Raw genomic sequence first — 15,560 nt, forward strand, 5'->3', positions numbered from 1 at the left:
AAACACCCAACAAAAATCATGACTAAAAGAACGCTATTAGAGAAAAAAGAATGGGAATATTACATTTATGAAGCTGAAGCTACTATTGAATTATCCGTTCCGATTTCAAATCCAGCGCCAGGTTTTGATATTATTTATGTTTTAAATGATTTTGAAAAGAACGAATATTTAAGCAAAGGGGTAAAAGCTCTTAAAGACAGACTAAATGATATGGAAACAAATTTTTTAAATTATAAAATGATTTCTTGGAGATAGTAGCCCATTCTATAAATATGTTTTTTGAAAAATAACAGAACTTAATAAAACAAATAATTTCTTAGAAACACATAAACCTTTTAGCATTAGAAAACCATATACTATCAAATTTGTAACCATTATATTTGCATCTGTAAATTTCAAACCAAAACCATGCAACTCGTTTTCGCATCCAACAACGCTAACAAAATAAAGGAAATCCAACAATTAGTACCGTCTGATATTCAAATTTTAAGCCTGGAAGATATCGGTTGTGGTGTCGATATTCCCGAAACCGCCGACACCATTGAAGGCAATGCGATTCTGAAAGCCAATTACGTAACCGAAAACTACGGCTACAACTGTTTTGCCGATGACAGCGGTTTGGAAATTGAGGCATTAAACGCAGAACCTGGCGTATACTCGGCGCGTTATGCGGGTTCGCAGCGCAATGATGATGACAATATGAATAAAGTACTGGAAAATCTTCAGAACGAAACCAACCGAAAGGCTAATTTCAAAACGGTTATTGCCCTGAACATGAAGGGTGAACAACATTTGTTTACAGGAATTATCAACGGAAAAATAATCGAGGAAAAACGAGGTACGAATGGTTTTGGCTACGATCCTATTTTCGTTGCAGAGGATTACAGCAAGACTTTTGCCGAGCTTACTATGGAAGAAAAATCAGCCATCAGCCACAGAGGAAAAGCTGTAAAACAACTGATTTCCTTCCTCCAAAACGCATAATTTTATTATCATATTCTCAATAAAACGACGCAAAAATCCTCAAATCTTCAAACTTTTAAATGCTGTAAATTTCTAATATATTGATTATCAATTACTAATAAATTCACAAATAAAGTTTTTTCATTAGTTAGTCTCATTAATTAGCTGTACTTTTGCACCCAATTTAAAAATACATAATGAATAAATTTGAACAATTAGGATTGAATGAATCGCTACTGCTGGCGGTTAAAGATCTAGGATTTGAGAATCCGTCAGAAGTACAGGAAAAAGCGATTCCAATACTATTGGAGCAAAACACAGACATTGTAGCATTGGCACAAACTGGAACAGGTAAAACGGCAGCATTCGGCTTTCCGCTAATCCAGAAAATCGACGCCGATGACAGAAGCACTCAAGGCTTAATCTTATCGCCAACACGTGAACTTTGTTTACAGATCACAAACGAGATCAAACAATATTCAAAATACATTAAGGGCTTACACACCGTTGCGGTTTATGGTGGAGCAAGCATAACCGAGCAGGCGCGTGAAGTAAAAAGAGGTGCACAGATTATTGTGGCTACTCCAGGACGTATGCAAGACATGATTAATCGTGGGCTTGTAAACATTAAAAACATTAACTTTTGTGTGCTTGATGAAGCAGACGAAATGTTAAACATGGGATTTTATGATGATATCTGTTCGATATTATCTGATACTCCGGACGAAAAAAACACTTGGTTATTCTCGGCTACCATGCCACAGGAAGTAGCGCGAATTGCAAAACAGTTCATGCACAATCCTCAGGAAATTACCGTAGGTGCTAAAAATTCCGGTTCTTCAACGGTATCGCACGAATTTTACATGGTAAATGCTCGTGACCGTTACGAAGCTTTAAAACGTTTGGCAGATGCTAACCCGGATATTTTCTCGGTTGTTTTCTGTCGTACCAAACGTGATACGCAATCAATTGCTGAAAAATTAATCGAAGACGGATACAACGCTGCAGCTTTACACGGTGACTTATCACAAGCACAACGTGATGGAGTTATGAAAGCTTTCCGTGGTCGTCAGATTCAAATGCTTGTTGCAACTGACGTAGCTGCTCGTGGAATCGACGTAGACAACGTAACACACGTAGTAAACTATCAGTTACCGGATGAAATTGAAACCTACAACCACCGTTCTGGCCGTACAGGTCGTGCCGGTAAATTAGGTACATCCATTGTAATTGTAACGAAAAGTGAAATCCGCAAAATCCATTCGATTGAAAAAATCATCAAACAGAAGTTTGAAGAAAAAACAATCCCAAGCGGAATCGAAATCTGTGAAATCCAGTTATTACACTTAGCGAATAAAATCCACGATACAGAAGTTGATCATGAAATTGACAACTATTTACCAGCGATTTATGAAGTCTTCCAAGATTTAACTAAAGAAGAATTGGTAAAAAGAATGGTATCCGTTGAATTCAACCGTTTCTTGTCTTACTACAAATCAAAACGCGATTTATCAAGTCAAGGTGGTGAAAGAGGTGAAAGAAGTTCAGAACCAAGAGAAATCAGAGCCGGAGATCCGGTCCGTTACTTCATCAACATTGGTGCAAGAGACGATTTCGATTGGATGCAACTGAAAGACTTCTTAAAAGACACCTTAGATTTAGGTCGTGACGATGTATTCAAAGTAGATGTTAAAGAAGGTTTCTCTTTCTTCAACACTGACGGTGAACACACTGCCAAAGTAATGGACATTTTAAACGGTTTTGACTTAAACGGAAGACGTATTAACGTTGAAATCTCTAAAAACGATGGAGGAAGCAACTCAAGTCGTCGTGATCATAACGGTCGTGGTGAAAGAAGAGGCTTCGGCGGCGGAAGAGACCGTGATTCAAGAGGTGGTGACCGCGACAGAGCACCACGTGGCGACAGAGGCTCAAGAGGCGAAAGCCGTTTTGGTGGTGAAAGACGTTCGGACAGAAGAAGTGGTTCGGATGACAGAGCACCAAGAAACGAAAGACGCGGTGGTTCTGCCCCACGTCGTTCCGACTCAAATGCACCTAGAGAAAGAAGACCGAGAAGAAGCTAATTCTTTTTGTTAATTTTCTTTAAATTCTTATAGAAACTACAAAATATCGAGTACATTTAGACCTTTCTAAAAACAAGTATGAGATATTTTGTAGTTTTTTTATTGACTTTACTTTCCTTATCCTCCTTTGCCCAAGAAGAAGGGTACACAAAAATATCAGGTATCGTTGTAAACGAAGTAAACCTGCTCCCTAAAAAAGATGTTAACGTAATCAACCTCAACACCGTAAAAGGAACCACCACCAACGGAATGGGGGAATTTGAAATTGAAGCAAAAGTTAACGACACACTACATTTTTCCTATATCGGGTTCCAGTCTATCAAAATCCGGGTTTCAGCCGACTGGGTTAAAAACAAAACAGGCTTCAAAGTAAAACTTACAGAGAAAGCTTTTGCGTTGGAAGAAATTTTCATTCCTAGATATTTACTTACCGGCTATATCGAAGTAGACACAAAATTAATTGCCTTAAACGAAGCACATCGCTACAGTATCTCCGGATTATCGTATGGGTATGAATCGGGCGGGAGTTCCTCTTCTCAGATCAAAAAAGTGCTCGGTGCCTTATCCAACCCGGGAGATGCACTCTACAATACCTTTGGTAAAAAAGGTAAAGAGATGCGAAAACTACGGGAGTTCAAAAAAGACGAAACGGTACGTAACGTACTAGGTTCCAAATACGACAGAGAAACGGTTTCAGCCTTATTAGGCATCGACAAAAAAGACATCAAAGAAATTCTAAAAGGATGTAATTACTCTGACACTTTCATCGAAACCGCGAATGATTTACAAATCATGGATGCCATCAAAGGCTGTTATGAAGATTATAAATTATTAAAGAAAAACAAATAACACCGTTTTCAACTTCTCTTTTCCAATAGCATTCGTTATTCAAATACATTTTATGAAAAAAATTACTTTATTCTTATTTAGTATACTAATACTTTCTTGTAGTTCTGATTCTGAAACTAACAGCAGTACTACTTCGCAGCTAATAAAAATGGAACAGACCGTTTATCAGGAAAACGGTGCTATCGAAGAAAAGATAATACACGAATACCACAATCAGAAGCCAACCAAAATGTCGTTTTACGACCAAAGCAACACCTTGACTTTTTACACCCTTTTCGAGTACACCACTAATGGTTTACTTACTAAAGTCAAGAACTACAGTAACATCGGAAATCCGCTTGGCGAAACTACTGTTTCCTATGACAATCTGAGCAGAATAAGTAGTGTAATAAAAATATATACTGCAAGTCCCGGTAATCCTGAAATTACAAGATTCACTTATAACACAAACAACACAATAACAAGCTCATACGACCCCGAAGGAAACGGTTCAACCAAAACTTTTGAGCTAAACAGTAACGGAATAATCGACAAAGAATTTGTTAACGGAAACCTTGTTACCAGCGTAACATACAACAATTTAAAGCCCTTAACAAAAACTAGCTATTCCTCAACTTACACCTATAGCTACAATACATCAGGAAGACATCCTAACACGATTGCATCCGTTTTTGGTTCCTATCTTCCTAACGTAGTACTATTCAACAACAGTTTAAGTGATGCTGCCGATCAGTTAACCAACGAATTGATTTCTGAAATCAGTAATCCAAACGAAACCAGGCATTCTTCTTATACTTTAAACAGCGAGGGGTTCCCACTAACCAAAACAACACACAGAAACAACATTCTCAGCTACACTTACACTTATACTTATCAATAAAAAAAGCGCTTTGACATATCAAAGCGCTTCTTTATTAGTATTTAACTGAAACTGAATGCTAAACCTTCTCCAAATACTTCCTTGTAATAAAATCGATATCCTTAATTGATTTTCGAGTCCAGTCGATACGTTTTGCCAGCAATTCCGCTTCCGTTAATTTCCAGGAAATATCCGAATGACGCAAACGCGTGGAAATATTCTGCAGAATAATCGCTGCCGACACCGAAATATTAAGACTTTCCGTAAAACCAACCATTGGGATTTTCAAAAAACCATCCGCTTGCTTTAAAACCTCGTCCGATAAACCTAATCGTTCCGTACCAAAGAAAATCGCTGACGGTTTGGTGATATCAAAATCCTCCAGCATACAGTCATTTTCGTGTGGTGTGGTGGCAATAATCTGATAACCTCTAGATTTCAAATTGTCAATACAGTCCTGATTCGTGGAAAACCTGTGAATATCTACCCATTTTTCAGCACCCATCGCAATTTCCTTATCGATTTTTTTTCCAAAACGCTGTTCCACCACATTCAGTTCCTGAATACCAAACACTTCACAACTACGCATCACTGCACTGGTATTATGCAACTGGTACACATCTTCTATCGCTACCGTAAAATGCTTGGTTCTGTTCTGTAAGACTTTCAGAAAACCTTCTTTGCGGTTTTCCGTTATGAATTCTTCCAAATAAACAAGATAATTAGGGTCTGAGAAAAGGTTTTCCATGAAAAACAGTAATTTTAAAATATTGTTTAGTAACTTAGACGGAGTTAATTCCTACTTATGACGCAAGAAGAATTATTGGAGCAAATTTATAAAAAAGACGACAAAGCCTTTACGATTTTGTACGACATGTATGCCAGGAGTCTTTTTGGAGTAATTTTCAATCTGATAAAAGACAAAGAAGAAGCCGAAGATGTACTACAGGAAACCTTCGTAAAAATCTGGAAAGGCATCGATTCCTATAACGAAAGCAAAGGGCGTTTTTTCACTTGGATTCTCAATATTGCCCGCAATGCGGCTATTGACAAACTCCGTTCCAAAAACTTTAACAACAACCAGAAAAACTTATCGGCTGATAATTTCGTACATATACTTGACGACGCTACCCGAGTGACTAATAAAATAGATACTATTGGCATTCAGGAGTTTGTTAAAAAATTAAAGCCCAAATGTATCCAATTAATCGATATGTTGTTTTTTAAAGGCTACACCCAACAGGAAGTTTCCGAAGAACTTGAAATTCCGTTAGGCACCGTAAAAACGCAAAACAGAAACTGCATAAACGAATTAAGAAACCTATTGAAAGTTTAAATGAACAGCAGAGAATATATAGAAAGCGGTATTTTAGAGCTTTACGTTTTCGGAAAACTATCGGAAACGGAAATGCAGGAAGTACAGCAAATGGCAGCAGATAATCCGGCAATGCGAACAGAAATCGCAGCTATCGAAAAAGCCGTGATAAACCTTTCCTACAGTGTTTCACCCAATATTTCCTCGGAAACCTATAACCGCATCCGTGAGGAATTATTAGGTAACGATCCAAAAGTTATTAAACTTAAACCGAAAACCAACTGGGCGCAATACATGGGCTGGGCCGCATCGTTTATCATTCTTTTAGGAGCCGGGCTGATGTACCTGCACATGAATGACACCATGAACGAAAAAATCAATCTTGAAATTGATAAAAACAAAACCGATTTTGAAAAAATGCAGCAGTCGGTAAGCACCATGGAAGAGAAAAACAAAGCGGCCGAGGACATGATGGAAATCCTTCGCGACAACAACAATACCATTGTAGCATTGGGAGGCCAGGCCGTTATGCCATCTGCTTCTGCAAAAATATATTGGAACAAAACCACCCAAACCGTTTATGTAGATGCCAAAAATTTACCAGATCCCCCACAAGGCATGGTCTATCAGGTTTGGTCACTAAAAATGAATCCGCTTACCCCAACCAGCATCGGTTTACTGGAAAAAGTCATGACCGGCTCTTCAAAAATGTACCGCGTGGATAATACTTCAGACGCGGAAGCTTTCGGCATTACCCTTGAACCGGAAGGCGGAAGCGAACTGCCTACTATGGAGCAATTGTATGCTCTAGGAAAGGTTTAATTTTTTCTGGAGCGACCCGAGCAATAGCGAATTGGCGAAGCAAAGGTTTGGGCTTATCAGGAAACCTTATTCCTGCTGTACGCTCCTCCCGATAAAAATCGGTATCCTCTCCCATCAGGGCTATTAGAATAACCATTTTTGTACCTTTAAACGGTAAAAAATCTTGTGTTCGGAACATTAAAAAATGAAAAAGAAAATTGTAATTCTTTCCGGTGCCGGAATGAGCGCCGAAAGTGGTATAAAAACCTTTCGCGATGCCGACGGCTTGTGGGAAGGTCATGACATCATGGAAGTTGCATCACCTATCGGATGGGTAAAAAATCCGGATTTGGTTTTAGATTTCTACAACAAACGCAGAGCACAACTTCTGGAGGTTGAACCAAACAGAGGACATTATCTCGTTGCCGAACTTGAAAAAAAACATGAGGTTTATGTAATCACTCAAAATGTTGATGATTTGCATGAACGTTCCGGCAGCACCAATGTACTGCATCTTCACGGCGAATTATTCAAAGTTCGCAGTACCAAATCCGATACCCTAATTTATGATTGGAGAAAAGACCTGCATTTAGGTGATGTCGATCATGAAGGCAACCAGCTCCGGCCACATATTGTCTGGTTCGGCGAAGAAGTTCCCGCTATAGACCAAGCCATCAAAATCGTTCAGGATGCCGATATTTTAATCGTCATCGGTACTTCACTGCAAGTATATCCTGCGGCCGGTTTAATCAGCTATGCTAACAATCAAATCCCGATTTATTACATCGATCCAAAACCCGCAACGATGTATGATGTTGCTAATGCGGTAACGGTTATTCCGATGACTGCCGGTGAAGGAATGGAGAAAATTATAAGTTATGAGCTATGAGTTTATAAAACATAATGAAAGACTTGTTTTTTATTACAATGAATGCTGAAAACTATAACTGAAAACTGAGCCTTCAACAAAAAAAACTCAATTGATAATTTATAACTCATAACTTATAACTATTTTTGCAGCTTCAAAAAACAACACAAACAACATGCAACTAACTGAACTGAATGCTATTTCACCAATCGACGGTCGTTATAGAAACAAAACGGTTTCCTTATCTCAATATTTTTCTGAAGAAGCATTAATCCGCTACCGCGTTTTGGTGGAAGTGGAATATTTCATTGCATTATGCGAATTGCCTTTGCCACAACTTTCCGGTGTAGACAAAAATCTTTACTCGGAGTTACGTAAAATGTATGAGGACTTCTCCACGGAAGACGCGCTTTGGATTAAAGAAACCGAAAAAACAACCAATCACGATGTAAAAGCGGTGGAATATTTTATCAAAGCGGCTTTTGATAAGTTAGGCTTGCAACAATACAAAGAGTTCATCCACTTCGGGTTAACCTCTCAGGATATCAACAACACAGCAATTCCGTTATCTACTAAAGAAGCTTTTGAAAAAGTGTACATGCCGTCGCTTATCAATGTAGTTTCTAAATTAAAAGAGTTGAGCATCGAATGGAAAGATGTTCCAATGTTGGCTCGTACACACGGACAACCAGCCTCTCCAACTCGTTTAGGCAAAGAAATTCAGGTTTTTGTAGAGCGCTTGGAAGAGCAGATGCGTTTACTTTTCAATGTTCCGTTTGCTGCTAAATTTGGTGGTGCGACCGGAAATTACAATGCCCATGCTGTTGCATATCCAAACAACGACTGGAGAAAATTCGGAAATGAATTTGTGGAAGAGGTTTTGGGCTTACACCATTCGTTCCCAACGACTCAAATCGAACATTACGACCATTTTGCGGCTTTCTTCGATGCCTTAAAACGCATCAACACCATCTTAATCGACTTAGATCGAGACATTTGGACGTATGTTTCCATGGATTATTTCAAGCAAAAAATCAAGGCAGGAGAAATCGGCTCCTCGGCAATGCCACATAAAGTAAACCCGATCGATTTTGAAAATTCGGAAGGAAACTTAGGAATTGCCAATGCGATTTTCGAACATTTATCTGCAAAACTACCGGTTTCAAGATTACAGCGTGACTTAACTGACAGTACTGTTTTAAGGAATATCGGTGTTCCGATGGGGCATACTTTAATCGCTTTTGAAGCTACCTTAAAAGGATTGAACAAATTACTTTTAAACGAAGATAAATTTGCCGAAGATTTAGAGAAAAACTGGGCTGTGGTTGCTGAAGCAATCCAAACAATCTTACGTCGTGAGGGCTATCCAAATCCATACGAAGCACTGAAAGATCTAACCAGGACCAACACAGTTATCAATAAGGAAGCGATTCATACTTTCATCGGAACTTTAAATGTTTCAGAGGAAGTTAAAGCGGAATTGTTAAAGATTACACCTAGCAATTATTTGGGAATATAAGCATTCGCTATACAACACTTACAAATCCCGTTAGAAGTAATTTTAACGGGATTTCTATTTTAGGATTTTTCATAAATTCATCTTAAAAAAGCCTCATTTCACCTTTAAAACTTGAAATAACGGGCTTTTTTTACTATTTTACGCCCTATCCGTTTTACACATTTAAAACTACACGCCTATGTTTTTAACCGTTGCCGCATCAAACATTACTCATCTTAAACCCTTAATCAGTGATTTAGGATTAATTCTTCTTACCGCCGGTATTGCCGTATTGATTTTCCGTAAATTAAAACAGCCTTTGGTATTAGGATATTTAATTGCGGGGTTTTTAGCAGGCAACAACTTTGATTTTTTCCCAACGGTAAAAGACACCCACAGCGTGGAAGTTTGGGCGGAAATTGGAGTAATTTTCCTTTTGTTTAGTTTAGGCCTGGAATTTAGTTTTAAAAAGCTGGTCAAGGTAGGCGGAACAGCTTCTGTAACAGCCGTAACGCAAATTATCACTATGGTTCTGCTAGGATTCGCGGTAGGAAAACTAATGGGCTGGAAGACTATTGACAGTGTTTTTTTAGGTGTTATGCTTTCCATTTCCTCAACTACAATAATCTTAAAAGCATTTGATGAACTAGGTGTGAAAGCCCAAAAGTTTGCAGGTAACGTTATTGGAGTGTTGATTGTTCAGGATATCTTAGCTATTTTAATGATGGTACTTCTGTCAACACTGGCTGTGAGTCAGCAATTTTCAGGCAGTGAATTATTACAATCGGTATTAAAACTGATTTTCTTTTTAACGATTTGGTTTGTAGGTGGGATTTTCTTCATTCCAACGCTACTCAAAAAAGCAAAACACCTTCTAACTGATGAAATGCTATTGATCCTTTCCTTAGCCTTGTGTCTGTTCATGGTAACTTTGGCAGCAAATGTTGGTTTTTCACCTGCACTGGGTGCATTCATCATGGGTTCTATTATTGCCGAAACCACACAGGCCGAACACATTGAACACTTGGTAAAACCTGTAAAAGATCTATTCGGGGCAGTTTTCTTTGTATCTGTGGGAATGTTAATCAATCCGGAAACCTTAATTGAATACGCTTTTCCTGTCGCCATTCTTACTTTAGTTACCATTTTTGGGCAGTCTATCAGTTCTACTATTGGCTCTTTGTTATCAGGACAACCGCTCAAACAATCCGTACAAGCAGGAGTAAGCTTATCTCAAATTGGAGAGTTTTCATTTATTATTGCTACTTTAGGAATGACTTTGGGTGTCACCAGTAATTTTCTTTATCCTATTGTAGTAGCTGTTTCAGCCGTTACAACTTTTACCACACCTTATATGGTTAAATTCGGTACACCATTGGCCGTATTTTTGGAAAAAAAACTCCCTCGAAAATGGGTCAATGCCATTGCAGATTATAGTGCAAACGCCGAAGCCATCAAAACATTATCGACATGGCAAATTGTATTACGAGCCTATCTCTTTCAAATTGTTTTTCATTCAATTATTATTGTGGCCGTTATTCTTCTTTCCACAAAATATATTTTACCACTTGTTGAAGGTTCAAAATTTGGTCACGTGTTGGCAGCTCTAATTGCTTTAATCATAGTTTCTCCTTTTTTATGGGCGCTCTCTTTACGAAGAATTGCAACAGTAGAAGTAAACGAACTTTTTTCAAACCGAAAATCAAGAGGCCCTCTTTTATTGCTCATTTTTTTAAGAATGGCTTTGGGATTGTTTTTTATTGGTTTCATCTTAAACAATTTTTTCTCACCAGGAATCGCAATAATTGCACTTGTTATTGCTTTGGCAGCTTATTTAATATTCCCTAAACAGTTGCACGCACGTTATCACAGAATAGAGCAGCACTTTTTAAGCAACCTTCATGACCGTGAAATAACAAAGGAAAGACGTATGAGGAAAGATTTAACACCCTGGGATGGCCACATGGCAACCTTTGATGTTGGAGCTGCTTCAAATTTGGCAGGTAAAACATTGGAAGAGCTTAAAATGAGAGAAAAAATTGGTGTAAACATTGCTTTTATTAAGCGAGGGGAAATTACAATTAATGTCCCTAGCAGGAATGAACGTTTGTTTCCAAATGACGAAATTTGTGTGATTGGAACCGACTCTCAGGTAAAAAAATTAAAAAAGTTCTTAACTCAGAATGAAATTGACACACCGGAAGACGTCACTGAGGCAGACATTGTTTTGGAACACCTTGAACTTAAAAATGAATCGTTTATTGGCAAGAGTATCCGGGAATCTCAAATACGGGAGAAAACCAAAGGACTGGTGGTGGGTATTGAGCGTAATGGCCGTCGTATGTTAAATCCGGACTCTCATCTTGTATTGCAAAAAAATGATATCCTTTGGGTAGTTGGTGATAAGAAACTGTTGGAAAGTTTAAGAAAAGGAAAAGATTAGTTTCTTTTGAAAAATTATAATCCTTAAACCGATGCTTTATTAATTCTGCTCAAGACTATTTAACAAAATCTATTAACTAAATTATCTCTTATTACTCTTACTTAAAACTGCAATTCCTCTCTAAAATGAAGGAAAACGCTTTTTTCAATCAGCTTGGAAGTGTTTTTTTATAACAAAAAAATTACCAAACTGCAAATCAGAACTTTAACACCATGTACTTGTTATTTTTTTTAAAATTTAAAATAACATTCAACTATAATTTTGTTTAAAAATCCCCCTAATCCAACATTTTTGTTTGACAAAATATGCTTGCCTAGTAATCCATTTTTAAGACTAAGCCGATATGCTTTTTTTGTTTTATTTAGTATTTACTAGTCATACCAGAACTTTTTCAAATTTTACCACCTAATTTACAATTAAAAAAAGAAAGTTAAAACTTACAAATTAAAAATTCCTTTTACTACTACTTTCTTTTAATTCAAATTCATTTTTACTTATAGTTTTTATTTTAGTCCAAAATTTTACGGCAAAGAAATGAATGCAATTATTTCTTTTTTAAGAAGGTAAAAACAGTCCGTTTTTCACATTGCAAATCATGTTAAATCTTTGACTTTTTCGAAGAAATAGTGGCTCATTTTTTTCTGAAAATCAATAAAAAATACACAATCTGTTGATTTTTTGTAAAACATCTGTTTCGGATGAATCTGCATATAAATTTAAAACAATACTACCAATAAAAACTGTTTATCATTATTATGAAAAAAAGTACATTGTTAATTATACTGTCATTGTTTTCGCTGCTAGGGCATTCCCGGTATACTAAACACATTGAAAATGAAGCAGGTTTTTCTTTAAAGAGGCTTGTAAAAAACAATAGTTTTGAAAGAAACTGGATCTCGAATACAACCCATTCAGGCGTATATCCAACAGTTAAAAAAACAATTGTGTCTGATACAGCAGGTACGCGTAAATCTTCTCCAACTTGTCCTCAGCCAACAGCTTTGACAGTAGTAAGCGCTTCCGGATCTTCAGCTACATTGCAATGGACTGAAGGCGGAAGTGAATCTGAATGGGAAATTGTGGTTCAGGCTCCGGGTTCCGGATTACCAACAGCCAGCAGCACCATTATAGCGGTAGGAAGCAATCCTTTTACGGTAACCGGATTAAACCCTCTATTGTCATACGAATATTATGTAAGAGCAGTATGTGATCCAACTGACATGAGTGATTGGTCTGGGCCAGTAGCGTTTAATTTAGGGTGTACTATGTTTTCGGTTCCTTTCACCGAAGGTTTCAACTCATCATCTGTTTCACAAGCCTGTTGGATTGTAGCAAATGAAAATGCAGATGCTGATTCATGGAACATGGACTACACCACTACTCCTTTTGAAGGGAATCAGTCTGCAACACTTTTTACGGATCTTAATGCGGGAAACAACAACGATTGGTTGATTTCACCAACGATCAATTTAAATTCGACAACTCGTCCGAAACGCTTAAAATTCCATTATAAAGTACAGTTAGCAGCCGATCCTAATAATTTTAGAGTTGTTTTATCCACAACCGGACCGGCAACAGCTAATTTTACTCAAACGGTTGTCCCTTTAACATCATACACTAATACAAATTATATTCAACATACAGTAAACTTGGTTGACGCATCTAACAATCCGTTAACGGGTCAGGTAAATATTGCCTGGCATGTACCTAGTGGTACTCTGGATGGCAATCGATTGTATATTGACAATGTGATTGTGGAAGAAATCCCGATGTGTCCGGACCCAACAGGCTTAACAGCGAGCAGCATGGGTTATACCACAGCTACATTAAACTGGATTCCGGGATATAATGAAACACAATGGGAAGTAATTGCTTTACCAACGGGGTCACCTGCACCTGTTTTTGGTTCTGTCGGCACTATGGTAACCAGTCCGCCTCCTTTTGTTATGAATAATTTATTGGCATCCACAACTTATGATTTTTATGTAAGAGCAATATGTACTTCTCCGCATTTGAGTAATTGGTCTGGTCCGGCAACCGCTGCTACTTTGATTGGGTACAATCAGTGTTCGATGCCGTTAGACGTTCCAGTTAACAGTACAAATCAGTGTATTGAAGTGCGAAATGTATCACTTGTCGGATCAACAGTTTCTTCAGAGGGAGGAAATGGTTGCGGAACCAACAACTCAGGTGATATCTGGTTTCAATTCAGAGCTACTAATTCAGTACAAACCATTGATTTAACGAATTTTACCGGAACTCCGTCTCCAATTGCCTTAACACTTTATTCCGGACAATGCGGTAGTTTAAATCAGATTGCTTGTAGTTTAAATAACTCAATAACAGCGACGGGCTTACAAATTAATAGCATTTATTTAGTAAGAGCATCATTAAACAATACTACTTCAAATCTAAATGTACAATTTAACATATGTATTAAAACGCCACAACCTCCTACTAACGGAAGCTCTTTAAACTGTCTTATCAATACAGTTAACTATGATTTCGAAACGCCTAACGTTACAGGTACAGGCCCAAGTTTTCCCAACGACAACACTATCTTAGGTTGGAGAACAACCGCTACGGATCATATTATTGAGGTTTGGCCCTCACCTAATTACGAAAGTCATCTTGCCTATTCCGGTGATCAGTTTATCGAATTAAACGCTAATCAGGTGTCTGGAGTGTATCAGGACTATGCTACTCCAACCAGCACTGTATTTAATTACGGATTTGCTCATAAAGGAAGACAGGGTGTTGACACAGTTGCGCTTTTAGCAGGACCTCCTGGAGGTCCCTATATTGAGATTGCCAGAAGAAGTACCGGGGTGGCAGCCTGGAGTTATAACACAGGATCTTACACAGTTCCTTCTGGTCAAACGGTTACCCGATTTATTTTCCAGTCAATAGCCAGTGTTGGTGGTGCCACTATCGGGAATTTTTTAGACGCAATTACCTTTACGGCAGATAACAGTATTATTTCTGCAAGTCCTTTAACTTTGGATTGCAATAATAATACGGTAAATGTGGTATCGGCAGGAACAGGAGTATGGTCTGCTCACAGCACCAATCCGTCGGCGACAGTGATTGGTAATACTTCTGCAAATACTACCACCATCTCCGGATTTTCTGTAACTGGGATTTATAAATTCAGTTGGACTACTTTATATTGCACCAGTACGGTAGAGATCAGTTATCTGAATAACGGCAACACCGTACCTCTTTTTACACAAGTAGCGCCAATTTGTGCAGGAGAAACCTTAACGGCTTTACCAACCACTTCCAATGAAGGAATTACCGGAACTTGGTCGCCAGCTTTAGATAATACCGTTACAACTGTTTATACGTTTACGCCGAATACAGGACAATGTGCTACAACACAAACCATGACTATCAATGTAAATCCGGTTGTAATACCAACGTTTAGTACAGTTGCTCCTATTTGCGCAGGAGATGCCTTAACGGCTTTACCAACCACTTCCAATGAAGGAATTACTGGTGCTTGGTCTCCGGTTCTTGACAATACTGTTACAGCAGTATATACATTTACACCGGATGCAGGACAATGCGCCGCAACACAAACTCTTACTATCAACGTCAATCCGATTGTAACACCAACATTTAGTGCAGTTGCCCCGATTTGTGCAGGAGATACCTTAGCCGCTTTACCAACCACTTCCAATGAAGGAATTACCGGAACTTGGTCACCGGCTTTAGACAACACCGTTACAACAGTATATACGTTTACACCGGATGCAGGACAATGTGCCGCAACACAAACTCTAACTATCAACGTTAATCCGATTGTAACACCAACATTTAGTGCAGTTGCTCCGATTTGTGCAGGAGAGACCTTAACAACTTTACCAACCACTTCCAA

Annotated in this window: 12 protein-coding genes; 11 read left to right on the plus strand and 1 reads right to left on the minus strand. The window is 38.2% G+C overall.

Going from position 1 to position 15,560, the window contains the following annotated elements:
- The first annotated feature begins 18 nt into the window (after positions 1 to 18).
- The 5 genes from ABGT15_RS06600 (at position 19) to ABGT15_RS06620 (ending at position 4,776) form a co-directional block, all read left to right on the plus strand.
- Entirely contained in the window at positions 19 to 255 is a 237-nt protein-coding gene (locus ABGT15_RS06600) for a hypothetical protein (RefSeq protein WP_367230639.1), read from the plus strand.
- 153 nt (positions 256 to 408) lie between these two features.
- On the plus strand, positions 409 to 984 hold the full coding sequence (locus ABGT15_RS06605; protein WP_367230640.1) for a non-canonical purine NTP diphosphatase: 576 nt from the start codon (positions 409 to 411) through the stop codon (positions 982 to 984).
- 176 nt (positions 985 to 1,160) lie between these two features.
- Positions 1,161 to 3,047: a DEAD/DEAH box helicase gene (locus ABGT15_RS06610; RefSeq protein WP_367230641.1), complete on the plus strand. Its 1,887-nt coding sequence runs from the start codon at positions 1,161 to 1,163 to the stop codon at positions 3,045 to 3,047.
- 78 nt (positions 3,048 to 3,125) lie between these two features.
- Positions 3,126 to 3,896 (plus strand): carboxypeptidase-like regulatory domain-containing protein, encoded by a 771-nt coding sequence (locus ABGT15_RS06615; protein WP_367230642.1) that lies wholly within the window; start codon positions 3,126 to 3,128, stop codon positions 3,894 to 3,896.
- 148 nt (positions 3,897 to 4,044) lie between these two features.
- Positions 4,045 to 4,776, plus strand: a complete 732-nt coding sequence (locus tag ABGT15_RS06620) for a hypothetical protein (RefSeq protein ID WP_367230643.1) — start codon at positions 4,045 to 4,047, stop codon at positions 4,774 to 4,776.
- Positions 4,777 to 4,834: 58 nt separating this feature from the next.
- On the opposite strand, the gene ABGT15_RS06625 is transcribed toward ABGT15_RS06620, so the two are convergent.
- Positions 4,835 to 5,503: a TrmH family RNA methyltransferase gene (locus ABGT15_RS06625; protein ID WP_367230644.1), complete on the minus strand. Its 669-nt coding sequence runs from the start codon at positions 5,501 to 5,503 to the stop codon at positions 4,835 to 4,837.
- 57 nt (positions 5,504 to 5,560) lie between these two features.
- Here ABGT15_RS06625 and ABGT15_RS06630 point away from each other — a divergent pair, with 57 nt between their 5' ends.
- The 6 genes from ABGT15_RS06630 to ABGT15_RS06655 all read left to right on the plus strand — a co-directional run.
- A complete protein-coding gene (locus ABGT15_RS06630; protein WP_367230645.1) occupies positions 5,561 to 6,091 on the plus strand; it encodes an RNA polymerase sigma factor in 531 nt (176 codons plus the stop codon).
- Complete coding sequence (locus ABGT15_RS06635) at positions 6,092 to 6,892, plus strand: anti-sigma factor (RefSeq protein WP_367230646.1); 801 nt, start codon at positions 6,092 to 6,094, stop codon at positions 6,890 to 6,892.
- Between the two features lie 184 nt (positions 6,893 to 7,076).
- The gene (locus tag ABGT15_RS06640; protein WP_367230647.1) at positions 7,077 to 7,760 is read left to right on the plus strand and encodes an SIR2 family NAD-dependent protein deacylase; all 684 of its coding nucleotides are present in this window, start codon (positions 7,077 to 7,079) and stop codon (positions 7,758 to 7,760) included.
- 154 nt (positions 7,761 to 7,914) lie between these two features.
- Positions 7,915 to 9,258: an adenylosuccinate lyase gene (gene purB, locus ABGT15_RS06645; RefSeq protein WP_367230648.1), complete on the plus strand. Its 1,344-nt coding sequence runs from the start codon at positions 7,915 to 7,917 to the stop codon at positions 9,256 to 9,258.
- 178 nt (positions 9,259 to 9,436) lie between these two features.
- Positions 9,437 to 11,680, plus strand: coding sequence for a cation:proton antiporter domain-containing protein (locus ABGT15_RS06650; protein ID WP_367230649.1), 2,244 nt, complete (start codon positions 9,437 to 9,439; stop codon positions 11,678 to 11,680).
- 944 nt (positions 11,681 to 12,624) lie between these two features.
- Positions 12,625 to 15,560, plus strand: a 2,936-nt coding sequence (locus tag ABGT15_RS06655) for a choice-of-anchor J domain-containing protein (RefSeq protein WP_367230650.1), incomplete at its 3' end; no start/stop codon positions are given.

The sequence above is a fragment of the Flavobacterium enshiense genome, assembly GCF_040750275.1.
GTDB classification, from domain to species: Bacteria; Bacteroidota; Bacteroidia; order Flavobacteriales; family Flavobacteriaceae; genus Flavobacterium; species Flavobacterium enshiense_B.

Bases quoted from the DNA above. Each gene is read 5' to 3' on its own strand.
- ABGT15_RS06600 (WP_367230639.1), top strand. From the start codon at position 19: ATGACTAAAAGAACGCTATTAGAGAAAAAAGAATGGGAATATTACATT.
- ABGT15_RS06605 (WP_367230640.1), top strand. From the start codon at position 409: ATGCAACTCGTTTTCGCATCCAACAACGCTAACAAAATAAAGGAAATC.
- ABGT15_RS06610 (WP_367230641.1), top strand. From the start codon at position 1,161: ATGAATAAATTTGAACAATTAGGATTGAATGAATCGCTACTGCTGGCG.
- ABGT15_RS06615 (WP_367230642.1), top strand. From the start codon at position 3,126: ATGAGATATTTTGTAGTTTTTTTATTGACTTTACTTTCCTTATCCTCC.
- ABGT15_RS06620 (WP_367230643.1), top strand. From the start codon at position 4,045: ATGGAACAGACCGTTTATCAGGAAAACGGTGCTATCGAAGAAAAGATA.
- ABGT15_RS06625 (WP_367230644.1), bottom strand. From the start codon at position 5,503: ATGGAAAACCTTTTCTCAGACCCTAATTATCTTGTTTATTTGGAAGAA.
- ABGT15_RS06630 (WP_367230645.1), top strand. From the start codon at position 5,561: ATGACGCAAGAAGAATTATTGGAGCAAATTTATAAAAAAGACGACAAA.
- ABGT15_RS06635 (WP_367230646.1), top strand. From the start codon at position 6,092: ATGAACAGCAGAGAATATATAGAAAGCGGTATTTTAGAGCTTTACGTT.
- ABGT15_RS06640 (WP_367230647.1), top strand. From the start codon at position 7,077: ATGAAAAAGAAAATTGTAATTCTTTCCGGTGCCGGAATGAGCGCCGAA.
- purB (WP_367230648.1), top strand. From the start codon at position 7,915: ATGCAACTAACTGAACTGAATGCTATTTCACCAATCGACGGTCGTTAT.
- ABGT15_RS06650 (WP_367230649.1), top strand. From the start codon at position 9,437: ATGTTTTTAACCGTTGCCGCATCAAACATTACTCATCTTAAACCCTTA.